This window comes from Nocardia sp. X0981 (assembly GCF_977089955.1).
The window spans coordinates 4,487,001-4,508,571 of record NZ_OZ372435.1; the positions used below are offsets into that span (position 1 = coordinate 4,487,001).

At 67.1% G+C, this 21,571-nt stretch carries 20 protein-coding genes; 13 read left to right on the forward strand and 7 right to left on the reverse strand.

Going from position 1 to position 21,571, the window contains the following annotated elements; all coding sequences use genetic code 11:
* Position 1: 1 nt before the first annotated feature.
* The 5 genes from ACYR7D_RS19700 to ACYR7D_RS19720 all read left to right on the forward strand — a co-directional run bounded on the left by ACYR7D_RS19700 (position 2) and on the right by ACYR7D_RS19720 (position 4,419).
* Positions 2-325, forward strand: a complete 324-nt coding sequence (locus ACYR7D_RS19700) for a HypC/HybG/HupF family hydrogenase formation chaperone (RefSeq protein WP_459546001.1) — start codon at positions 2-4, stop codon at positions 323-325.
* The gene (gene hypD / locus ACYR7D_RS19705) at positions 322-1,434 is read left to right on the forward strand and encodes a hydrogenase formation protein HypD (RefSeq protein WP_459546002.1); all 1,113 of its coding nucleotides are present in this window, start codon (positions 322-324) and stop codon (positions 1,432-1,434) included. The genes ACYR7D_RS19700 and hypD overlap by 4 nt, the downstream gene beginning before the upstream one ends.
* Positions 1,427-2,509, forward strand: coding sequence for a hydrogenase expression/formation protein HypE (gene hypE, locus ACYR7D_RS19710; RefSeq protein ID WP_459546003.1), 1,083 nt, complete (start codon positions 1,427-1,429; stop codon positions 2,507-2,509). The genes hypD and hypE overlap by 8 nt, the downstream gene beginning before the upstream one ends.
* 90 nt (positions 2,510-2,599) lie before the next feature.
* On the forward strand, positions 2,600-3,661 hold the full coding sequence (gene nicT, locus ACYR7D_RS19715; protein ID WP_459550219.1) for a Nickel transporter NicT: 1,062 nt from the start codon (positions 2,600-2,602) through the stop codon (positions 3,659-3,661).
* Positions 3,658-4,419, forward strand: coding sequence for a DUF6390 family protein (locus ACYR7D_RS19720; RefSeq protein WP_459546004.1), 762 nt, complete (start codon positions 3,658-3,660; stop codon positions 4,417-4,419). Before nicT ends, ACYR7D_RS19720 begins: the two co-directional genes overlap by 4 nt.
* 133 nt (positions 4,420-4,552) lie before the next feature.
* Here ACYR7D_RS19720 and ACYR7D_RS19725 read toward each other — a convergent pair whose 3' ends face one another.
* Positions 4,553-4,756 carry a cold-shock protein gene (locus ACYR7D_RS19725; protein ID WP_011209970.1) on the reverse strand — a complete coding sequence of 68 codons (204 nt, stop codon included), beginning with the start codon at positions 4,754-4,756 and terminating at the stop codon, positions 4,553-4,555.
* 146 nt (positions 4,757-4,902) lie between these two features.
* On the reverse strand, positions 4,903-5,259 hold the full coding sequence (locus ACYR7D_RS19730; RefSeq protein WP_459546005.1) for a hypothetical protein: 357 nt from the start codon (positions 5,257-5,259) through the stop codon (positions 4,903-4,905).
* Positions 5,260-5,815: 556 nt separating this feature from the next.
* Here ACYR7D_RS19730 and ACYR7D_RS19735 point away from each other — a divergent pair.
* The 6 genes from ACYR7D_RS19735 to ACYR7D_RS19760 all read left to right on the forward strand — a co-directional run bounded on the left by ACYR7D_RS19735 (position 5,816) and on the right by ACYR7D_RS19760 (position 12,588).
* The gene (locus ACYR7D_RS19735; protein WP_459546006.1) at positions 5,816-6,526 is read left to right on the forward strand and encodes a TenA family protein; all 711 of its coding nucleotides are present in this window, start codon (positions 5,816-5,818) and stop codon (positions 6,524-6,526) included.
* Entirely contained in the window at positions 6,511-7,545 is a 1,035-nt protein-coding gene (locus ACYR7D_RS19740; protein WP_459546007.1) for an ABC transporter substrate-binding protein, read from the forward strand. Before ACYR7D_RS19735 ends, ACYR7D_RS19740 begins: the two co-directional genes overlap by 16 nt.
* Positions 7,523-8,368, forward strand: a complete 846-nt coding sequence (locus ACYR7D_RS19745; protein ID WP_459546008.1) for an ABC transporter permease — start codon at positions 7,523-7,525, stop codon at positions 8,366-8,368. Before ACYR7D_RS19740 ends, ACYR7D_RS19745 begins: the two co-directional genes overlap by 23 nt.
* Position 8,369: 1 nt before the next feature.
* Complete coding sequence (locus tag ACYR7D_RS19750; protein WP_459550220.1) at positions 8,370-9,167, forward strand: ABC transporter ATP-binding protein; 798 nt, start codon at positions 8,370-8,372, stop codon at positions 9,165-9,167.
* A gap of 161 nt (positions 9,168-9,328) precedes the next feature.
* Positions 9,329-10,882, forward strand: coding sequence for an AMP-binding protein (locus ACYR7D_RS19755; protein ID WP_459546009.1), 1,554 nt, complete (start codon positions 9,329-9,331; stop codon positions 10,880-10,882).
* A gap of 254 nt (positions 10,883-11,136) precedes the next feature.
* On the forward strand, positions 11,137-12,588 hold the full coding sequence (locus tag ACYR7D_RS19760) for an amidase (RefSeq protein ID WP_459546010.1): 1,452 nt from the start codon (positions 11,137-11,139) through the stop codon (positions 12,586-12,588).
* Positions 12,589-12,866: 278 nt separating this feature from the next.
* Here the strand turns inward: ACYR7D_RS19760 and eat are convergent, their stop codons facing one another.
* Positions 12,867-14,291: an ethanolamine permease gene (gene eat, locus ACYR7D_RS19765; protein ID WP_459546011.1), complete on the reverse strand. Its 1,425-nt coding sequence runs from the start codon at positions 14,289-14,291 to the stop codon at positions 12,867-12,869.
* A 633-nt stretch (positions 14,292-14,924) separates the two neighbouring features.
* Between eat and ACYR7D_RS19770 the strand changes: the two genes are divergently transcribed.
* Together ACYR7D_RS19770 and ACYR7D_RS19775 are read left to right on the forward strand one after the other, a co-directional pair.
* Positions 14,925-15,629, forward strand: coding sequence for a uracil-DNA glycosylase (locus tag ACYR7D_RS19770; RefSeq protein ID WP_459546012.1), 705 nt, complete (start codon positions 14,925-14,927; stop codon positions 15,627-15,629).
* 134 nt (positions 15,630-15,763) lie between these two features.
* Positions 15,764-16,975 (forward strand): DUF7373 family lipoprotein, encoded by a 1,212-nt coding sequence (locus tag ACYR7D_RS19775; RefSeq protein ID WP_459546013.1) that lies wholly within the window; start codon positions 15,764-15,766, stop codon positions 16,973-16,975.
* Between the two features lie 188 nt (positions 16,976-17,163).
* Here ACYR7D_RS19775 and ACYR7D_RS19780 read toward each other — a convergent pair whose 3' ends face one another.
* The 4 genes from ACYR7D_RS19780 to ACYR7D_RS19795 all read right to left on the reverse strand — a co-directional run bounded on the left by ACYR7D_RS19780 (position 17,164) and on the right by ACYR7D_RS19795 (position 21,465).
* The gene (locus ACYR7D_RS19780) at positions 17,164-18,564 is read right to left on the reverse strand and encodes an alpha/beta hydrolase-fold protein (RefSeq protein ID WP_459546014.1); all 1,401 of its coding nucleotides are present in this window, start codon (positions 18,562-18,564) and stop codon (positions 17,164-17,166) included.
* A gap of 611 nt (positions 18,565-19,175) precedes the next feature.
* Positions 19,176-19,931, reverse strand: a complete 756-nt coding sequence (locus ACYR7D_RS19785) for a MerR family transcriptional regulator (protein WP_459546015.1) — start codon at positions 19,929-19,931, stop codon at positions 19,176-19,178.
* A 427-nt stretch (positions 19,932-20,358) separates the two neighbouring features.
* Positions 20,359-20,679, reverse strand: coding sequence for a hypothetical protein (locus ACYR7D_RS19790; RefSeq protein WP_459546016.1), 321 nt, complete (start codon positions 20,677-20,679; stop codon positions 20,359-20,361).
* Positions 20,680-21,018: 339 nt separating this feature from the next.
* Complete coding sequence (locus ACYR7D_RS19795; RefSeq protein ID WP_459546017.1) at positions 21,019-21,465, reverse strand: MarR family winged helix-turn-helix transcriptional regulator; 447 nt, start codon at positions 21,463-21,465, stop codon at positions 21,019-21,021.
* Between the last annotated feature and the right edge of the window lie 106 nt (positions 21,466-21,571).

Below are 21,571 nucleotides of genomic sequence, written 5' to 3' on the forward strand. Positions count from 1 at the left end.
CATGTGCCTTGCGGTTCCCGGAAAGGTGCTCAGTCTCGAGGAGCGCGACGGCACCCTGATGTCGGTCGTCGACTTCGGGGGCGTGCACAAGGACGTATGCCTGCAGTACATCCCGGACGCGGCGATCGGCGACTACGTCGTCGTGCACGTCGGATTCGCCATCCAGCGCCTGGACGAGAAATCCGCGCTCGAGACCCTGGCCGAATTCGAACATCTCGGGGTGCTGAAGGAGGAGTTCGCGGACGGTTTCGCCGTCGCGGCGGCACAGGCGGGGGAGAAGAACCCGGACACGGCGCGGCAGCGCGACCCGGAGGAGGAGTCATGAAGTATCTCGACGAATTCAGCAACCCGGAGCTGGCCAAGGGTCTTCTCGAACGAATCCGGGCCACCACCGACCGGCGCTGGTCCATCATGGAAGTGTGTGGCGGGCAGACACATTCGATCATCCGGCACGGGATCGACCAATTGCTGCCGGACCGGATCGAAATGATCCACGGCCCGGGTTGCCCGGTATGTGTCACTCCGCTCGAAGTGATCGACAAGGCGCTCGATATCGCCGCGCGACCGGGGGTGATCTTCTGCTCGTTCGGCGATATGCTCCGGGTCCCGGGCAGCAAGAAGGACCTGTTCCACGTCAAGAGCGAAGGCGGAGACGTGCGAGTGGTCTATTCGCCTCTGGACGCCCTGCAATTGGCCAGGGCCAATCCGGATCGGCAGGTCGTCTTCTTCGGTATCGGTTTCGAGACCACCGCCCCCGCCAATGCGATGACCGTCTACCAGGCCCAGCGGCTCGGGATCGAGAATTTCTCGCTGCTGGTCTCGCATGTCCTGGTACCCCCGGCGATCGCCGCCATCATGGAGTCGCCGCAGTGCCGGGTGCAGGCTTTCCTGCTGGCCGGGCATGTGTGCACGGTGATGGGCACACAGGAGTATCCCCCACTGGCGCAGCGGTACCGGGTGCCCATGGTGGTCACCGGTTTCGAACCGCTGGACATCCTCGAAGGTATCCGCCGCACGGTGGCGCAACTGGAGTCGGGCCGCCACGAAGTGGAGAACGCCTATCCGCGGGCGGTATCGGATGCGGGCAACCCGGCCGCCAAGGCCATGCTGGCCGATGTCTTCGAGGTCACCGACCGGGCCTGGCGCGGTATCGGAGTGATACCGGACAGCGGATGGCGGCTCTCCTCGCGTTACCGCGACTACGACGCCGAATATCGCTTCTCCGTCGGCGAGTTGCGCACCGCCGAATCGGCGGTCTGCCGGTCGGGAGAGGTGCTGCAGGGGCTGATCAAACCCAACGAATGCGCCGCGTTCGGCACCCAGTGCACCCCGCGCAACCCGCTGGGCGCCACCATGGTCTCCTCGGAGGGCGCGTGCGCCGCCTACTACCTCTACCGCCGCCTCGACCAGCCCGCGGAGGTGGCCCATGCGTGAGGACCTGAACACCACCGGGCCGGCGACGATCGATGTGGACGGGTGGGTCTGCCCGATGCCGCTGCGTGATTCGCCGAATATCGTGATGGGTCACGGCGGCGGCGGGGCGATGTCGGGGGAACTGATCGAGCATCTGTTCCTACCGGCCTTCGGGCCCGCGGCCGACGCGGGTATGGGGGATTCCGCCGTACTGACCGTCGGCGAGACCCGGCTCGCGTTCTCCACCGACTCCTTCGTCGTGAAACCGCTCGTCTTCCCGGGCGGTTCGATCGGCGAACTCGCCGTGAACGGCACCGTCAACGATCTGGCCATGGCCGGGGCCCGCCCCCTGGTGCTGTCCACCGCGTTCATCCTCGAGGAGGGCACCGCCCTGTCCGAGATCGCCGGTGTCGCCGAAGCGGTCGGTACCGCGGCATCGGCCGCGGGAGTGACCCTGGTGACCGGTGACACCAAGGTGGTCGACGCGGGGCACGGTGACGGAATATTCGTCAACACCACGGGTATCGGCGTTGTCGACGAGGGCGTGGATATCCGGCCCCAGCGTGCGCGACCGGGTGACAAGGTGCTGATCAGTGGCGATATCGGCGTCCACGGTATCGCGGTGATGAGCTGCCGCGAGGGCCTGGAATTCGGGACCACGGTGCTCAGCGATACCGCACCGCTGAACGGCCTGGTGGCCGCGATGCTGGCCACCGGGGCGGAGGTGCACACCCTGCGCGATCCGACCCGCGGCGGGGTGGCCGCCACCCTGAACGAGATCGCCCGCACCGCCCGGATCGGGGTGTCGCTGGACGAGACGGCGCTACCGGTGCCCGCCGCGGTCCGCGATGCCTGCGGGCTCCTCGGTCTCGATCCGATGTATGTCGCCAACGAGGGCAAACTGATCGCCTTCGTACCCCCCGAGGATGCGGATCGGGTCCTGGAGGCGATGCGCGCGCATCCGCTGGGTGCCCGTGCGGCGGTGATCGGTGTCTGCGTGGAGGAGCATCCGGGAATGGTGGTGGCGCGTACCGCGCTCGGCGGTACCCGAGTAGTCGATCTGCCCGCCGGGGAGCAGTTACCGCGAATCTGTTGACGCGGTGGGCCGGCCGGTCCGCCGCACGGGAAGAAACGAGGTGCGACAGTGCGGATATCGGCGGCGGCCGTGCGGGACGGATGGTCGGATCTGGATCCGGCGCAGCGACGCGGTATCACGGGAATGGGTTCCGCGATCGTGGCGCTGCACGTCACCGGATTCGCGATACTGCTGCTACTCGTGGTTCCCGGTGGCTATCTCGTGGACGGTGCGGTGTTCGGCGTCGGCCTCGGTATCACCGCCTACACCTTCGGGGTGCGGCATGCGTTCGATGCCGACCATATCGCCGCCATCGACAATACGACCCGCAAACTCGTGGCCGAGAACCGGAAACCGATATCGGTCGGTTTCTGGTTCTCCCTCGGCCACTCCACCATCGTCTTCGTGCTCGTCGCCCTGCTGGCGGCCGGTGTGAAAGCTCTCGCGGCCAACCTCGAGGACGAGAACTCACGACTACAGCAGTGGACCGGTGTTTTCGGTACCGGTGTTTCGGGCACCTTCCTGATCCTCATCGGTTTGCTGAACCTGGTGTCGCTGATCGGGATATGGCGGGTTTTCCGCGAGATGCGGCAGGGCCGTTACGACGAGGCCGAACTGGAACGCCGCCTCGACGATCGCGGTGTGCTGAACCGGGTGTTCGGTCCACTGATGCGTGCCGTCCGCAAACCCTGGCACATGTATCCGGTCGGATTGCTGTTCGGGCTCGGCTTCGACACCGTTACCGAGGTGGGCCTGCTGGTCATCGCGGGCGGTGCGGCGGCCACCGATCTACCGTGGTACGCGATTCTGGTTCTGCCCGTTCTGTTCTCGGCGGGTATGTCGCTGTTCGACGCGCTGGACGGGACCTTCATGAACTACGCCTACGGCTGGGCGTTCGCCGGTCCGGTGCGCAAGATCTACTACAACCTCGTGGTGACCGGACTGTCGGTCGCGGTGGCCCTGTTGATCGGCGCCCAGGAGATCATTTCGATCACGACCGAGAAACTGGACGTCACCACGGGACCCCTGGCCTGGATCGGCGCCCTGGACCTCGGTGCGATGGGCTTCATCATCGTCGGGTTGTTCGTACTCACCTGGGCGATCGCCGTAGCGGTCTGGCGTTTCGGCGATGTCGAACGCCGGTGGCAGCGCGCGCTGCCGGTGGATCCGTGAGCACCCGCGACGCGGTGGCCCGGGGAGCGGAGATGTTCGCCCGGTTCGCCTACGCGCCCAATCGGCTCGGGTACTGCGGTCCGCCGGAAGCGACGGCGCTGCGTGGCGGGTCGCCCGAGGAGGTGCGGGCCGTAGCGCGCAGTTTCACCGGGGCGTGGCCTTATCTGCTGGTGATGTCCCGGTTGACCGGTATCGCCGATCCACTGGACCACCGCCTGGTGGAGTCGTACTGGATCGGCGGCGGTATCGGTGCGCGGTTGGATCCGGCGGCTTTCGTCGCCGAGCTGCTGGCGGTGATCGGTCCGGCCGCGGGGCACTATTGGAAATATCTCACCGATGCTTCGCTGGTCGAGGAAGCGGCGGCGAATCACTGCTTCCACGTTTTCGGTATCTACCCCTGGACCCGTCTGCTCGGCCGGGGCGGGGACCATCCCGTGGACGTGCTCGACAATTGCCGGATCACCTGGGGCACGGTCCGGTCGCGAGCAGACGATCATCTCGTGGTCGAGTGTTCGCGGCTGGAATTCGACGGGCACCGATTACGTCTGGGCACACCGGAGCCGCGGCGGGTTCCGAGAGGGGCGGAGGGGTTTTCCGCGGTGCCCGACGCGGTACCGGGAGAGGTGGTCGCGCTGCACTGGGACCGGTTGTGCGGCCGGTTGACATCCACCCGAGTCCATGCGCTGGCCACGAGTACCGAACGGCAACTGCGGGTCACCAATCGCCGGCTCGGCCGGCCGCCGTTCGCGCCGGTATGACATCCGCTCACCGGCACAGCCGATCAGCCGGGTAAGCGGGAAGGTTCCGGTATTTCCTTGTTGGCGGGTGCATCGCCTATCGACGAAAAAGGCCCCGCACCCGAACGGTGCGGAGCCTCGGAATTCGCGCGGATCAGATAGCGCGGACGTCCTGTGCCTGCGGACCCTTCTGGCCCTGGCCGATCTCGAACTCCACACGCTGACCCTCATCGAGGGTCTTGAAACCCGAACCGCCGATGGCGGAGTAATGCACGAAGACGTCGGGACCGCCTCCGTCCTGGGCGATGAAGCCGAAGCCCTTCTCGCCGTTGAACCACTTCACGCTGCCTTGCGCCATGCTTTGATACTTCAATTCTGTAGATGAGCCAGGCAGGTCACTGTGATCAGCCCGGTCTCGACGACCATCATGCCATACACGCGAGGTGCCGATTTCCCGGGGTGGGAAGCCGGCCGCCGGACCCGCACCGATGCGGGGTGGCGAATTCAGCAGGTCACGTCCACATCGGCGGCCGAGTCGAACGAGACGTGTACGTGGTCGTAGTGGTTGGCGGTGGGGCTCCCCCGGTCTTCCATGTACGACCAGCCGCTGCCGTCGTTGTAGCGCTGCTGCCAGATCACATAGGTGACGCCGAAGCGCTGCTGGTTGGCCAGCACGTAGTCGGCGATCGCATCACCGCGTGCGGGATCGGGTGTCATGAAATCGAGGGCGAGCCCGGCGCCGTGATCGCCGTCGTAGCGCCCGTTGGCGCCACCGATATCGGCGACCCCGAACGTCTGGTCGACCAGGTTGCCCACCTGCGCCACGTGTGGCCGGGCCCCGGCGAGCTCCGTCGAACACATGATCGGGGGAGGTGGTGGCGGGGGAGGCGGTGGCGGGGGCGGGAGTGGTGCGTGCCGTTTCGCGTACCTGGCCGGCTGTTGCGGGCGATCTACCGCGGCCACCGGTTCCGGCGGCCGCGTTGTCGCCGGCGCGGTCGCCGGGACCGTGTCCGTGCCCGCGGCGGGTACCGCCGGGGAATCGACCGCCGCGGCGGTGTGCGCCGGGGTGCCGGGCCGGGTGGGGATCCACAGGCCGATCACAGCCGTCGCCGCGACCGCGCATCCGGCCAGGGGCGTGAGCCTTCCGGCTCGGATCGGTTTGCGATGTCGACCAGGCATATCGGGAACCACTCGTTGACGCTCGGGGGAAAGATCACTGTTAGATTACGAAACGGTCGCGGCAATGTCACGTGGCGGGCCTGGCGCACTCGAGTCAAGATCATCGGCCGGAACCTGTCTCCCCGCGCAGGGCGTACCGCTGCTATGGTCGGAGGCGTTCTGACACGGGGTGCTCCGCGCGAGCGGGGCTGAGAACAGACCCGAGAACCTGTCCAGGTAATGCTGACGAAGGAATGTCTTGACCGCACGCGCGCACACAACCGAAACCGGCAGATTCACCGAGTACCTCTGGGATCGGACGAAAACCCTGCGCGACGCCATCGATGAACTCGAATTCCTGCGCCGTCTCGGCGACGGAACCCTGCCGCTCGAGGTGTTCCGCACCTACGTGGAGCAGGATTCGCTGTACCTCGCCGGTTATTCGAAAGTGCTGGCCCTGCTCTCGGCGAAATCGCCCGACGCGCAGGCAGCGCAGTTCTGGGCGGGCTCGGCCGCCACCGCGGTGGCGGTCGAATCGGCCCTGCACAACGATCTGCTCGGCGACGACCGGCTCCCCGCACCAGAAACCGTGCCGGAGCCTTCGGCGGCATGTCTGGGCTATGTCTCCTATCTGATCGCGACCGCCGCGACCGAGTCGTACGCCGTGGGCGCGGCGGCCGCGCTGCCGTGCTTCTGGATCTACGCCGAAGTGGGTCGTGGCCTGGCCGCGAGCGCGGCCGAGGTTCTCGCGGCCGACCCCCGCCACCCCTACGCGCAATGGGTGTCCACCTACGGAGCCGCGGAGTTCCAGGAGTCCGCGGCCACGGCCCGGTCCTTCGTCGACGCGGCGGCCGCGACCGCGAGCGACCGGGAGCGGGAGGCGATGGCCACGGCGTTCGCCGTCGCCACCCGGTACGAGCTGATGTTCTGGGATACCGCCCTGCATCCGCAGCCGTGGCCCGCGTCGTGAACGGCCGCCTGCGCCGCGCCCTCGCCGTGGCTGTAGCGGCCGTGGCGGCGCTGTCCGCGCTCACCGCCTGCACCGCCGGGTCCGGTGACGAGCGGACCATTCGGTTCGCGCTGGACTGGACCCCGAACACCAACCACTCCGGTCTGTTCGTGGCGCAGCAGCGCGGCTACTTCGCCGAGGCCGGCCTGGACGTGCGGATCCTGCCGTACAACAACACCGCCGTCGATACGGTCATCGACGCCGGGAACGCCGAATTCGGTATCAGCACCCATAATTCGTCGACCTTCGCACGGGCCTCGGGCGCGCATACGCTGTCCGTGCTCGCCCCCCTGCAGCACCGGGCGACGGGAATCGGAGTGAAGGCCGACCGCGCCGATATCACCCGGCCGAAAGACCTGGACGGTAAAACCTATGCCGGGTTCGGCGATCCCGGCGAGGTGGAGGCACTCCAGCAGGTGATCCGCAACGACGGCGGCACCGGCGATTTCACCACGGTCACCCTGGGCACCTCGGCGTACGAGGCCGTCTACTCGGGCCGAGCCGATTTCACCGTCTCCTACCTGGCATGGGAGGGGATCGAGGCCGAACATCACGGCACCCCGATGAAGTACTTCCGGTACACCGATTTCGGCTTCCCGGACGCGTACGCCATCGTGATCGACGCCAACGCCGACTGGCTGACCGCCAACCCCGACCGCGCCCGCGCATTCGTCCGAGCCCTACAGCGTGGATACCAGTTCGCCGCAGACGATCCGGATGCGGCCGCCCAGGATCTCCTCGACGCGAATCCGGGCGCGTTCACCGACGAGAACCTGGTCTTCGAGAGCCAGCGCATGCTGGCCGAGCAGTTCATGAAGGGGCCCGACGGCCGGGTGGGAACCCAGACCCTGGAGCAGTGGGCGGCCAATTCCGGTTTCCTCTACGACAAGGGTCTGCTGACCGGTCCCGACGGTGCCCCGTTGACCGAGGAACCCGACTGGTCGAGCTATTTCACCAATGACTACCTCGCCGCCTCCTAGCGATACCGCGCGCGGCGTTCCGCTCGGGCCGTCTCCGGCCACCTCCGGCCGCTCGGCGGGTATCGGCTGGGCGATACCCGCCGTCGTGACGGTGGGGGTACTCGTCGTCCTCTGGCAGCTCTACGTGACGCTCAGCGGGGTGCGCCCGCAGGTCCTGCCGTCCCCCGTACGTGTCGTGGAGCAGGGGTGGGCACATCGCGAGGAGATCGGGACCCACGCCGCCGCCACCCTGCAGGTGACCCTGATCGGTTTCGCGGTCTCGCTGAGCTCGGCCTGGCTACTGGCCGTCGTGGTCGATTTCTCGCCCTGGCTGCGCCGCGCGTTCGTCCCGCTGTTCGTGGCCTCCCAGACCGTGCCGATCATCGCGATCGCTCCGTTGATGATCATCTGGTTCGGTTTCGGGCTGCTGCCGAAAGTCCTCGTCGTCGCACTCGTCACCTTCTTCCCGATGGTGATCGGGCTGATGGAGGGGTTCGCCGCGGCCGACCGGGAGGCCGGAGCGCTACTGCGCAGTATGGGGGCATCACGGGTCCAGGTGTTCCGGTATGTGCGGTTGCCGTCCGCGGTGCCGCGGTTCTTCACGGCGTTGCGGATCGGTATCACCTACGCGGTCGTCGGGGCCGTTTTCGCCGAGTACGTCGGCGCCAGCGAGGGGCTCGGCATCTATATGAGCCTGCAGAAGAACTCGTTCCGCACCGATCTGGTACTGGCGGCGGTCCTGGTGACCGCCCTGCTCAGTATCACGCTGTACCTGCTGACCTTCGCGATCGAACGGGTGATGGCACCGTGGTCACGCGCGGAGAACAGGGGCCGGCGTGCCTGACATGCGTGGCAACCGGATCATCGTCGATTCCCTCACCAAATCGTTCCCACGGCCCGGGCGGCAGCCGGACCGGCAGGTCCTGGGCGGGGTGTCGTTCACGGCGGAGCCCGGTGAGTTCGTTTCCGTCATCGGCCCGAGCGGCTGCGGTAAGAGCACGCTCTTCAACATGCTGGCCGGTCTGGAGTCCCCCGATTCGGGCTGTATCCATTTCGGTACGCCCGGCGGCGAGCCGGCGGCATCGCACTGTGCCTATATGCCGCAGAAGGATCTGTTGTTTCCCTGGCGCACGGTGCTCGACAACACCATCCTGGGGTTGCTGGTCCACGGCGTACCGAAGCCGGAGGCCCGGCGCCGGGCCCGCGAACTGTTCCCCGTCTTCGGGCTGTCCGGCTTCGAGGACGCCCGTCCCGCTCAGCTGTCCGGCGGTATGCGGCAGCGGGCGGCGCTGCTACGAACCGTCGTCCAGGAGCGCGAACTGCTGTTGCTGGACGAACCTTTCGGCGCACTCGATTCGTTGACGCGCACCGAGATGCAGACCTGGTTACAAGATGTGCGGCAGCGATACCGGTGGATGGTGCTGATGATCACCCACGATATCCGTGAGGCCGTATACCTTTCGGATCGGGTGATCGTGCTGTCGGCGCGGCCGGCCACCGTGCGCCACGAGGTCCGGGTGGATCTGCCGCGGCCGCGAGAGTTGTCGATACTCACGGCTCCCGAGTTCGTGGTGCTCGAACAGGAACTGCTCGATGTACTCCACGAGGAAGCCCGCCGCGCCCTGGCGCAGCAGGAGCGCTGATTCCCCGTATCACCGCGCCGTGGGTCCGGGGCGACCGGCGCCCGCGGGCGATCGGTCGTAGGAATTCCGGCCCACCGGGCCCGGTTCGGAGGAGACAATCGTCGGACCGCCGGAAGGTCCGCAGAATCGTCCCCGGCGCCCGCGAAATCCGTAGGAGGGCCATGTTCGTCCCGTTCAGTGTCTCCGATTTCCTCGACCGCGCCGAAACCGTGTACGGCGACCGGATCGGTGTGGTCGACGAACCCGATCAGCCGGCGGCCGGCCAGGGTGCTCTGACCTATGCCGAGGTCGCCGATCTCGCGCGCAGGCAGGCCGCCCGGCTCGACGAGCTCGGGATCGGAGCCGGTGAACGCGTCGCGATCGTCAGCCATAACTCGAGCCGGTTGCTGACGTCGTTCTTCGGTGTGAGCGGATGGGGCCGGGTGCTGGTCCCCGTCAATTTCCGGCTGCGTCCCGACGAGGTGCGCTATATCCTCGCCGACTGCGGCGCCCGAGCCCTGTACGTAGACCCGGAGCTCGCGGATTCGCTCGGTGCGGTCGAATGCGAGCACAAGTTCGTGCTGGGTTCGGATACCGACCTCTATGCCGCCCCCGGCTCGGTGCCGCGGCCGTGGGATCCGGACGAAACCGCCACCGCCACCATCAACTACACGTCCGGAACGACGGCCCGCCCGAAGGGGGTGCAGATCACCCACCGCAATATCTGGGTCAACGCGGTGACCTTCGGGATGCACGCCACCGTCAGCGACCGCGACGTCTATCTGCACACCCTCCCGATGTTCCACGCCAACGGCTGGGGGCAGCCGTTCGCGATGACCGGCGTCGGTGCCCGGCACATCGTCATGCGCAAGATCGACGGTGCCGAGATCCTGCGGCGGGTCCGGGACCATGGCGTCACGGTGCTGTGCGCGGCACCCGCGGTCGCGGCCGCGGTCCTCGAGGCCGCGCAGACCTGGGAGGGCGAGATCCCCGGGCGCGACCGGGTGCGGATCATCATGGCGGGTGCGCCGCCGCCGACGAAAACCGTCGCCCGCGTCGAACAGGAGCTCGGCTGGGAGTTCATCCAGATCTACGGTCTCACCGAGACCTCACCCCTGCTCACCGTCAACCGCTCGCGGGCGGAATGGGACGATCTCGACCCCGAGGCGAGAGCGGCGAAGCTGACCCGCGCCGGCGCACCGGCCCTGGGTGTCCGTTTGCGGACCGAGGAGTCCGCGGAAGGTGCGGGGGAGGTGCTGGCCCGGTCCAATGTGGTGATGGAGGGCTATTGGGGCCGTTCCGAGGAGAGCGCGGCGGCGCTGGCCGGCGGGTGGTTCCACACCGGCGACGGCGGCGCCTTGGACGAGGAGGGTTACCTGACCATCGCCGACCGTAAAAAGGACGTGATCATCACCGGCGGCGAGAACGTCTCCTCGATCGAGGTCGAGGACTGCCTGTTCTCCCATCCGGCCGTGGCCGAGGTGGCGGTGATCGCGGTACCGAGCGAGAAATGGGGCGAGACGATCAAAGCCCTGGTCGTGCTCACTCCGGACGCGGAGCCGGGCAGCGCGATCGAAGCGGAGCTCATCGCCTGGTGCAAACAGCGGCTGGCCGGCTACAAGGCCCCGACCTCTGTCGAATTCCGGGACGAACTGGCCCGTACCGCCACCGGAAAACTGCAGAAGTTCAAACTGCGCGAACCGTATTGGAGCGGACGCGAACGCCGGATCAGCTGATCCCGGTAGGGGATGCGTCCCCGATACCCCAGCGCTCGGCGCAGTCGGCGATACCCTGCCGGCGATCATGAGGCAGGGGACGTCTCCGAAGGCCCGGGCGTTGTGCCCGGCGTCGGCGGCGGCCCCGGGGCCGGTGCGACGCTCGGAGAGACCGGCATTTCCCCGTGGTCCCCGCCGGGGCGGGTCGCCCCGTTCCTTCCGTTGCCGGTAGCGGAATTTTATGGCCTCCGCGGAGGGTCGTTAGCGTCGAAAACATGGAATGGAATTTTCGGTCGGCCGACGAGCTTTCGGAGGCGTTACGTGCCGGTGAAGTGTCCTCGGTGGAATTGACCGACGCGGCGATCACCGGGATCGAGCGGGACGACAGGGTGATCAACGCGATCTGTGTGCGCGACTTCGATCGTGCGCGGGTGGCGGCGCGGCATGCCGACCGGGCACGCCGCCGGGGGGAGGAGCGGCCTCTGCTGGGTATTCCGGTAACGGTCAAGGAGTCCTACAACATGGCCGGGATACCCACGACCTGGGGTATGCCGCAGTACCGGGACTTCGTACCGGTCGAGGACGCGGTCCAGGTATCGCGGCTCGCGGCCGCCGGCGCGGTAGTGCTGGGTAAAACCAATGTGCCGTTGGGGCTGCAGGATATACAGAGCTTCAACGAGATCTACGGCACCACCAACAACCCGTGGGATCCCAGCCGCACATCGGGTGGATCCTCCGGCGGATCGGCCGCGGCCCTGGCAGCCGGCTTCGGTGCGCTGTCCATCGGCTCCGACCTCGCCGGTTCGCTGCGTACCCCCGCCCATTTCTGTGGTGTCTATGCGCACAAGCCGACACTGGGGCTGGCGGCGATGCGGGGTATGACCCCGCCGTCCGAGCCGGCACTGCCGGCCGAGGCCGATCTCGCTGTTGTCGGTCCGATGGCGCGCACTGCCCGTGACCTCGCGCTCCTGCTCGATGTGATGGCCGGACCGGACCCGCTGACGTCCGGCGTGGCGTATACGGTGACGCTGCCACCGGCGCGCCACGAGAGACTCGGCGATTTCCGGGTTCTGGTCCTCGACCGGCATCCGCTCCTCGCCACCGGTGCCGCGGTGCGAGCGGGCGTGCACCGGGTGGCCGACGCGCTTGTGGCCGGTGGTGCCCGCGTCGAACGGTACAGCCCGCTGCTACCCGACCTGGCCGAAGCCGCGACTCTCTACACGCAGCTGCTGTTCTCCGGCTCCGTGGCACGATTTCCCATCGAGGCGTACGAGCAACTGCGGGCCCGCGCGGCCGGCCTGAGCGCAGACGACCGGAGCCTCGACGCGGCGCGGTTGCGCGGCATGGTGTCGACCCACCGCGATCGGATGGAGATGAACAACCGCCGCGAGATCCACCGCCACGGCTGGCGGCAGCTGTTCGGGGAGTTCGACGCCGTGGTGTGCCCGATCACGCCGACTCCCGCGTTCCCGCACGACCACAACCCCGATCTGCTGGGGCGCCGGCTCGATATCGACGGGGTCGAGTACCCGTACTTCGACCAGCTCGTCTGGGCCGGTCTGGCCACCATGCCCGGTCTTCCCGCGACAGCGGTACCCGCTGGCCGGTCTCCCGAAGGCCTGCCGGTCGGCGTGCAACTCATCGGCCCGATGTTCGAAGACCGCACCCCGATACGGCTTGCCGAACTGCTCGAACAGCGGATCGGCGGCTTCCGGCCACCGAAGTAGGGCGTACACCGGGCGGCCCCCGCCTCGGACGTGCGGGCCACCTTATCCGGAAATCGGGCCGCGGGCCGTGCCGCCCGGCGGACCGGGTGGAAGCGACTCCGCCGCCCCGGCACCCACCAGGGCCGCCGCGGCGAGCGGTCTCGGCTCGAACATCGCCGGTTCGTCCTCGGGGAACAACGCCGTGGGCCCGTAGCTCCAGCCGGGTCGCCACCCTGCGCCGGGCTGCCGGGGTGATCGAAGCGGGCCGCGGCGATCCATAAGAGCGGTATGCCGGTGGGTCAGCGGAGTTGGTCTTCCGCGGCGGCGAGCGCGGCGAACTCCTCGTCGGGAGAACCGGCGACCAGCCGCGTCCGGCTGTAGAGGGCGAAATACAGCATGAACAGCAGGAATACCACGAGGCAGCCGAATGCCGCGGTGGAATCCACGAGGAAGGTCGCGATAACCGACAGGACCGCGATCACCAGCGCGAAGCCGGCGGTGACGAGGCCTCCGGGCGTCCGGTACGGCCGTTCCATGCCCGGTTCGCGGATCCGCAGCACGATATAACTGAGCATCATGAGCACGTAACTCAGCGCCGCGCCGAACACCGCCATATCGAGCAGCGTCGCGCCGTTTCCGAAAACGGACAGTACGAAGCCGACGATGCCGGGCACGATCAACGCCGATGCCGGGGCCTTGCGCGCCGTGGTGATCGAGAGTCCACGAGGCAGGTAGCCCGCGCGCGACAACGCGAACAGCTGCCGGGAGTACGCGAAAATAATGGAGAAGAAGCTCGCGACCAGACCCGCCAACCCGATGTAGTTCACGACCGTCGCCGCGGTGCCCGAGCCCAACGCTTCGACGAGCGGATTGCCGGAGGTCTGCATCGCCGCCGCCCCGCCCACCCCCGGGACCAGAACCAGCACCACCGCCCCTGTCCCGACCAGGACCGTCATCGCCGCGATGATGCCCCGCGGTACATTGCGCGCGGGGTCCCGCGCTTCCTCTGCCGCGAGCGGCACACCCTCGACGGCGAGGAAGAACCAGATGGCGAAGGGGAGCGCCGACCAGATCCCGAGGTAGCCGAACGGCAGGAACTCACCGGCTCCCACGGCATCCGGATCGGGAGCGATATCGATCAGGTTCGACACGGAGAAGTCGCCGATGCTCGCGATCGCGAAGATCACCAGTCCCAGGAGGGCGATCGCCGTGATCACGAACATCACCTTCAACGCTTCACCGACACCCGCCAGATGAATGCCCACGAAGATCGCGTAGACAGCGAGATACACCCACCATCCATCGGTGATGCCGAACAGGCCGAGGGATTCGACGTAGGCGCCGATGAACGTGGCGATCGCGGCAGGTGCGATCGAGTATTCGATCAGCACCGCCGTCCCGGTCGCGAACCCACCCCACGGGCCCAGGGCACGCCGGGCGAAGGTGTACCCGCCACCCGCTGTCGGAAGAGCAGCGGACATCTCGGCCATACTCAGCACCATCGCGCCGTACATGGCCGCTATCACGATGGTGGCCACGAACAGGCCGCCGAACCCGCCCTCTGCCAAACCGAAGTTCCATCCGGAGTAGTCACCGCTGATCACGTAGCTGACGCCGAGGCCGGCCAACAGCACCCAGCCCGCTGTTCCGGTGCGCAGCGTCCGCTTGCCCAGGTATTCGTGGTCGATTCCCGATACGGGTTCGCCGGGTTCGGTGATACTCATTCGACTACTCCCCTGAAGGATGCTGCCCGCCCGGATTCCATTCCCGCCGGGTCATCACGACATCTGGACAGCGCGAGAGTAATGATCCGATATTTCACAACACTTGCGGGCGTGTTTCGGCCTCGAGTATCCGGCCTCCGTCCACCTGGTTCTCCGGCGCGACATACGAGCGGGCTTGCTGTAGCGGGAAGAACTCCTTGTCTGCGGTGACGGCGGGTACGCGAAGGCGAAAAATCGATATCTGTGCTGTTCGGTGTCACCGACGGTGCTTCGTTCTCTAGGCTGACCGGCGGGTGCCCCCGGAAAGAACTTGTGGAAGAGCGGAGAAATCTATGGCGCTTCGTGATTGGATCCCGCGTGTCTCGGATGCCGCGCAGGATACCGCCGGACGTGTCACCGGTCTCGCGTCGAACGCGCGCCGGCGTACCCGGGATCGGCTCGAGCGGTTCGGTAGCAACGGACGCGATTTCCGTGCGGGATGGAAGGGGCGTCGGCGCCGTTCGGCGGATTCGCCGGTATCCGAGAACGTGATTCTGCCCGAATCCGAGCCCGTACCCGAATTCCCCTCCGTGATTACGGATTCCGTGCCGGCCGAGGGAGCCGAGTATCGGGGCCGGGTTGATCCCGCGGCGCATGCGTGATCCCGAGTATCGGCGAACCCAGCACGCTCATATCTACGACCGCCATATCGAGCCGATCAATCGGCTCGTCGACGAGTTGCGCGAGGAATCGGGTTCATGGATGCCCTATGTCGCGCCGGTATACGGCGGCACCGCCGCCCGGGTACTGGCCATTTTCCGAGATCCGGGGCCGAAAACGCAGCACGACAAGGGCAGTGGGATGCTCTCGCTCGAGAACGACGATCCCTCCGCCGAGCGCCATCTCGAGGTCGTCGAAGGCTCGGGTCTCGCGGCTACGGACCTGATTTCCTGGAATGCCTATCCCTGGTACATCAACCGCAAACCCACCAGTGCGGAAATCGAGCAAGGGTTGGATTCCTTGCAGCGGTTGATCGCGTTGCTCTCTGATCTCGTTGTCGTCGTCGCACATGGTAGGGACGCGCAGACGGCGTGGCGCCGGTTCGTGCGCAGCGGCCGCTCGGCCGGTCGTCAGTTGGAAGTGGTGGAGACCTATCACACCAGTCGCCAGGCGTCTGGACCCCCGACCCGGATGAGCGCGCTCGTAGGGAGAAGAAACTCATCGATGACTATGCGAGGGTGGTCGCGCTCCTCGAGGAGCCGAGCTGATCCGGAACAGACAGCGGTGACGGCCGGAATCCGATTCGCGCAGAAGGGAACAGCCACCGTCTCGGTAGGGTTCGATGGCATCGTCCGGTGATCGTCGAGTGCCTCGGAACGGAAGCCGCCGAGCGGGCCGTCCTCGACGCGGACCTCACAGCGGTAGGGTTACAGCTCGGTTGAGCCGTCGGCCGACTACTACGATTCGGAGTTTCACAGGGGGGATACGCACCGATGACGATCGCTTGTGGCGCACCACTGCTCGATCCGCGAGTCCGGAACTTCCGGACGAGCCGGACAAAGACCATGGCAACGGTGGTCGCGGTCACGACGCTGTTGCTGAGCGGGTGCGCGAGTACGAACGGACCGGAAGCCGCGCCCGGGACCACGCCTGCCGCACCCTGCACGGCCGCGCCCGCGCCGACCGGCGAGGACCGGTTCGGCGACGGCGCGCTCGCCGAGGGTTCGCGTATGGCCGAGGTACTGGCGTTACCGACCGATATCGACCCCGGCTACATCCATCACAGCAGCTCCGGGGTGCTCACCGGGTCGCGGCTGATGGTGGTCGCCGGCCACAACAACGAGGTTTCGAACGCGGCCGAGAACCACGGGCTGCTGGCAGGGTTCGTCACCCAACGGTATTCGGGTGATGCCCGGACGCGGGAGAGCCGCTGGCTGACCCACGGCATCATGCGCTTCCGCGACCCCGTGAGCGCCTGCGCCGCGGCGAAAGACCTCTCGGCGGCCGCCGAGAGGTCTCGGGGGATGTTCGATACCGCCGACCGCGAAGCCGCAGGCCTGCCGGGCGAGTCCGACACCCACTTCAGCCTCCGGAGCCAGCACGACCGGCTGGACGGCTTGGCGATCACCCCCTACCGCGACTACGTCGTCTACACCGAGGTGCGGCATCCCGACCGCGCCGAGATCGAGCACCTGATCACCCGCGCGCTGGAATTGCAACGGCCGTTGCTGGACGCCTTCACCCCGACACCGGTGCACGAGCTGGCGCGGCTGCCCTACGACCCGGACGGAATCTTCGCGCTCTCGATCGGGGCGAACGTCACCGGGCCGGGCGCCTACCGGCAGCGCGGCGCTGTGATGTTCGCCGAGGACCAGTTGACGGCGGCTCGGTTGTACCCCGAGGTGGGGCTGTCGGCGATGGGGCGAAAGGGAACCATCGTGTATCGCACCGCTGATCCCAGCGGCGCGACCCGGCTCGGCGAATTCCTGACCGCGATGATCACCGGCGACCACGACAGATTCGCAGCCCCGGCACCGGCCGAGCTACCGCAGACCCCTTGCTTTTCCGACGGCAGAGACCATCCCAACGCCTGGGTGTGCATCGTGCGCGCCGATCGCTATGTAGCACTGGCAGTGGGTCGCAACCAGGACGAAACCCATCGGCTCGCCCGCGAACAGCATGCCGTCCTCACCGCCTCGGAGTAATCGGTCGACGGCGTGATCACCGCGGTGAGGGCTCGCGCTACCGGTGTGCCGCTGCCGGGCCGAACCGGCTCCAATTTCAGCTCGCGGCCGAGATATCGGTGACGGGACCCCGGTGATCGGTCCACGTGACCCGACCCCCTGTTTCGGGGCCGGATCACGTCGACCGGGCCAGAGGGGTCACGTCGTGCTCACGCGGCCCCCGGCAGCGCGCTCGAGGAGGAGAGGAGAGCCGCGGGGCGCAGCCGGGCAATGATGCCGTCGAGGTCGAGGGTGAACATATCGGGCCGGAAGACGTGACCGCCGGGCACCTCGTGGGCTTCGTGTGGGATACCGGCGGTACCGAGGCGGGTGCGGAACTCCCGTTGGCCGGCGAGCACCTGGGTCTCGTTCACACTGTCGAACCAGTTGACCGGGCTCGGGCTGGTGCCGGCGACCAGGAAGATCCGCTTGTTCCGGTAGCTTTCGATACGCTCCACCGGGTTGTCGGCGCTGACCCTGGCCTGGTTCCAGAACGGCGCGCCGTAGACAGTACCGCCACCCAATTCCACGGTCGCCGAGGACAGGTTCGCCCAATGCACGACCAGACCGAAGTCGCGGCGCAGGCTCGCCGGGCCGGAATGGCTGCTGACCGAGGCGAAATGGCCGGAGTACTTGGCCGTGTACTTCAGTGCGCCGAATCCGCCCATCGAGAACCCGGAGACCGCGCGGCCGTCGTACTCGGCGTAGGTCCGGAAATTCGCATCGATCCAGGGGATCAGCTGGGCGATGTGGAAGGTCTCCCAGTTGCGCGGGCCGACGAACGAGCTGACCGGGTTGGAATACCAGCCCGCGTGCCCGCCGTCGGGCATGACGACGATGATCGGCTTTCCGGCGGTCAGATCGCGGATGCCCCAGAAGTCGAACGTGCGGAAGTCCTGGTCGAGGCCGCCACCGTGGAGCAGGTAGAGGACGGGGTAGGTGCGGCCGCTGGTGCGGTAGTCGTCGGGGAGCAGGACGTTGACCCCGGGGTTCCAGCCGATCGCCTGGGTTTGGAAGCGGTAGTACCACATCCGGGGGTCGTTCTCGTTGCGGTCCACGATCGAGAGCCCGAAGCCGTCGCTGCGCCCGGCGAATATCACCAGGACGTCCCCGGCTCCGATGGCGTCGGGATCGGCGATGCCGTTGACGGTGGCGAGCAGCGGGGAGAACGTCGTATCGCCGTAGAAACGTAGCGCCAACTGCGACAGCGTATCTCCCGCGAGCATCTTGTATCTCGTGAGGTCTGGAAGGACCAGTTGCCGTCCCACGCCGACGGCGTGGGACTCGGTGATTCCGCTGGCGGTGGCGATCAGCCGAGACAGTTTCGCATCACCGTAGAAGCGCAACGCCAACTCGGGCAGCGTATCTCCCGCGAGCGCCTCGTATCTCGTGAAATCGGGAATGATCAGCTGTCGCCCCACATCGACGTCGGGTTCGGCGGTAACGCCACCGGGTGAGTCGGTGATTCCGCTGGCGGTGGCGATCAGTCGGGAGAGTTCCGCGTCACCGTAGAAGCGCAACGCCAAGGCCGACAGTGTTTCCCCGGCGACAACCGTGTGTGTTCTGACCATTCGACCCACCTCTTCAATAGCAGTTGGCTCTAGTTTCCAATGCTGGGAAGGTGTTGTCCAGTGCTCAGGACGCACTTGGTTCGAAAGCGGAAATCGTTGTGGCAGAACTGCCGCCCCGCTCGGTCTCCATCGCGCGTCGGTGGGGCGGTAGTGTGACGCGGCCGGGTGCCTCGCGGGATTTCCGGAATGCGCGCCGACCATGCTTTTCCTCGACCCGAGGCCGGTGTGCTGGGTGGGATGGTCGCTGTCCGGCCCGCTTCGCCGCCCGTCGTGGCCAGCGCGTGCGTCCTTGCCCGAGTTGCAAATCGCGGTGCCTCATCCGCCGATGGCCCTCTGTCGGAGTGTCTCTGGAGCCTCTTCTCGACGGTCGGGAAGTCGCCGCTATAGTGTGTCTTTCATCACTATGTGGACCTTTGGGTCAACTGTGCTCGGTGCCGAGGTGGTCGATGCGCCGAAGTCCGCTGTCGGGGCGAGCATGGACAGGGCCCGTCGTGCGGAAGATCCGCGAAGCGACGCGCCCGGTGCGCAGGAGGTCTTCCCGCGCGCCGGGCGCATGCGTTATCCCAGTTGTTTCCGCGTCTCGATCGATACGCCGGTGCTTGCCGAAGGCGTTATCGGCGTGCGGTGTTCGCGGCTGTGATGAACTCGATCTGGGCGGGTGAAGGTCCGCAGAACTCGCTTTCGATCCGGTCGGCCTCGCCGGCCTGCATCCGGTACATACTGTCGCGCAGGCCCGCGTCACCACCGTGGAACCCTTCCAGGAGCTCCATCCACTGCGCCGCCATGTGCTGCGCCTCGGGTGAGGCCGGGTCCATTCCCGCTGCGATCGCCGCGTCGACCTTCGGAATGAGCTCACCCCATTGCGCTTCAGCGTGCCGAATTTGCTGTTCACCGAGTTCCTCTCGACGCTGCGCGAGCTGCGTCAGCTGTTCCTCGGTGAAGTACTCCTTGAAGGTGTCGTCGACCATCACGGTCCTCCTGATCAGTTCCAGGAAGCGTTCCGCGGATGCGTCCGGCCTGTTCTCCGCCGTCGCGGCCAGCGCCGCGACCAAGGCGTGCAGTTCCCGCGTCGCGGCCAATTGCGCGGCCAGGAAATCGCGATGAGCAGACAGCACCTGTGCCATCGCCACGGTGCCCTCGAGTAGATCCGCGATCCGGTCCAGCCCCAGGCCCAGCTGACGCAGGGCCAGCACCTGGTACAGACGCTCGACATCGCCGGCGGTGTAGAGCCGGTGTCCGGTGCTGGTCCGCTCCGCGGGGCATACCAACCCGATACGGTCGTAGTGATGCAGCGTCCGCACCGTGAGCCCGGCCTCGGCCGCGAGTTCCCCGACTTTCCATACCCGCTCGGTTCGGTGCTGGTCCATCCGTTTCATCCCACTTCCACCGGCGCGCCCTGCGCCGGTGTCGCCGACGGTAGAACCTGACCTTACGTCAGGTGCAAACCGAATCGCGCCCGTCGAATGCAGCGCTCGGACCGGGCGGGCGGATCCTCGGCTCTCTCGGGGTAGCTGTGGGGACCGGCTCGGCGTGGCTGCCGAGCACGTCGAAACTGTTCTTTTCCGTACGGTAACGACAGGTTAGGGCGCGAGAGAGCCCCGGCGCCGCCCTGCTCCCGCTGAACGGCCTCGGGCACGAACTTCCGGCCGCCACCTGGACCGACTGCTCGCCGCCGCGCCGGAGCTCCCGCCGGGCTCCGTGGCCGATGAAGGTGCCGGCCAGCGTGCTGGATGAGGTGTTCACCGCGCCGTTACCGGGGCGCGGTGAATCTGCCGGCCGCTCTCCGGCCGCGGGTCAGAGGAGGGACAGGAGTGCGGCCGCGGACGATCCGACCACGCAGAGGAGGAGCAGTGTGATCAGGGCCGTATCGAAGGTTTTACCCGGCCGCTGCTGTGGCTGGAAGCCGGCGGCGCCGCGGTGGTAGATGGTCATCGGTGCGGCGTAGTGGAACCATACCGGTCCGCGGGTGGTGTCGATATCGATGGTTGCCTTGCCCGCGCGCCAGGCGGCGTATTGCGACCACAGTTGGACGTGATAGCGGCCCGGGGGCAGCCAGAACTGGTTGCGGCCGGGGTTCAGCAGGAACCGGTGGCCGGGAGCGAATTCGACCAACATCGGCATCCCGAGGGGGCGGCCCACTCCGGAAGACTCCGTGGCTTCGACGGTCACGGGGACCTGCGGTGGGGGGTGCGGTAGCGAACTCATCATCTCGGATGCTAATGCCTCCTCGCATGGTGTTCGGGTGGTGATCCGGTGCCGGGGATCGCCCGTGTTCCGGTGTGTGGGCCGCTCCGGCGGCGGTGGACCTCCCCGGAGCCGGGCGGGCCAGCGCGCAGGCCGGCAGGTGGCATCGACATGGGAACGGCCCGAGTTCGACCTCGCGCCGCGGGCGCGACCGGAGAGAAGGGCAGTCCCTGTCCCCTGGCGGGCGGAGTGGCTCTTCGGCGACCCGGTCTACCGGTCCGGATGATGGTGGGGGACAGGGATGTTCGTGAGGGCGCGTTCCAGCATATCGCCGGTGCGGCGAATATCGGCGTCGGTGAGACCGTCGAAGAAAACCGTGGCGGCCGCTGCGAAGGCGGGTACGAGTGCGGGAACGAGTTTCCGGCCGGACTCGGTGAGTTCGAGGATCACCGTTCGCCGGTCCTCGGTTGCCCGGTGACGTCGCAGCAGGCTCTTGGCTTCGAGCCGATCGATGAGCCGGGTGGTCCCGGCGGTATCGGTGCCCAGTGTCGCGGCCAGTTGTTTCGGGCTGGTGGTACCGCCCGCCAACTCGATCAGCAGCGCGGCTTGCTGGGCCGTCACTCCATGGGCGGCGAGTTGACGGTCCACCAGTTTCGACAAGTGCCGTGCGGAATCGTGTAGCAGGGAGGCGGTGCGCATGACGGTGCCATGTTCCATACCGGCATATTAGCTGTCTAGACAGTAATTGTCGCGACAGTTAAATATCGGACCGCTACCGAGACCCGGAAAGGCGGAGGTGGTTCCGTGATCCGGAACAGCCCCG

Bases quoted from the DNA above. Each gene is read 5' to 3' on its own strand.
- ACYR7D_RS19700 (WP_459546001.1), top strand. From the start codon at position 2: ATGTGCCTTGCGGTTCCCGGAAAGGTGCTCAGTCTCGAGGAGCGCGAC.
- hypD (WP_459546002.1), top strand. From the start codon at position 322: ATGAAGTATCTCGACGAATTCAGCAACCCGGAGCTGGCCAAGGGTCTT.
- hypE (WP_459546003.1), top strand. From the start codon at position 1,427: ATGCGTGAGGACCTGAACACCACCGGGCCGGCGACGATCGATGTGGAC.
- ACYR7D_RS19725 (WP_011209970.1), bottom strand. From the start codon at position 4,756: ATGGCGCAAGGCAGCGTGAAGTGGTTCAACGGCGAGAAGGGCTTCGGC.
- ACYR7D_RS19730 (WP_459546005.1), bottom strand. From the start codon at position 5,259: ATGTGTTCGACGGAGCTCGCCGGGGCCCGGCCACACGTGGCGCAGGTG.
- ACYR7D_RS19745 (WP_459546008.1), top strand. From the start codon at position 7,523: ATGACTACCTCGCCGCCTCCTAGCGATACCGCGCGCGGCGTTCCGCTC.
- ACYR7D_RS19750 (WP_459550220.1), top strand. From the start codon at position 8,370: ATGCGTGGCAACCGGATCATCGTCGATTCCCTCACCAAATCGTTCCCA.
- ACYR7D_RS19755 (WP_459546009.1), top strand. From the start codon at position 9,329: ATGTTCGTCCCGTTCAGTGTCTCCGATTTCCTCGACCGCGCCGAAACC.
- ACYR7D_RS19760 (WP_459546010.1), top strand. From the start codon at position 11,137: ATGGAATGGAATTTTCGGTCGGCCGACGAGCTTTCGGAGGCGTTACGT.
- eat (WP_459546011.1), bottom strand. From the start codon at position 14,291: ATGAGTATCACCGAACCCGGCGAACCCGTATCGGGAATCGACCACGAA.
- ACYR7D_RS19770 (WP_459546012.1), top strand. From the start codon at position 14,925: ATGCGTGATCCCGAGTATCGGCGAACCCAGCACGCTCATATCTACGAC.
- ACYR7D_RS19775 (WP_459546013.1), top strand. From the start codon at position 15,764: ATGACGATCGCTTGTGGCGCACCACTGCTCGATCCGCGAGTCCGGAAC.
- ACYR7D_RS19780 (WP_459546014.1), bottom strand. From the start codon at position 18,564: ATGGTCAGAACACACACGGTTGTCGCCGGGGAAACACTGTCGGCCTTG.
- ACYR7D_RS19785 (WP_459546015.1), bottom strand. From the start codon at position 19,931: ATGGACCAGCACCGAACCGAGCGGGTATGGAAAGTCGGGGAACTCGCG.
- ACYR7D_RS19790 (WP_459546016.1), bottom strand. From the start codon at position 20,679: ATGTTGGTCGAATTCGCTCCCGGCCACCGGTTCCTGCTGAACCCCGGC.
- ACYR7D_RS19795 (WP_459546017.1), bottom strand. From the start codon at position 21,465: ATGGAACATGGCACCGTCATGCGCACCGCCTCCCTGCTACACGATTCC.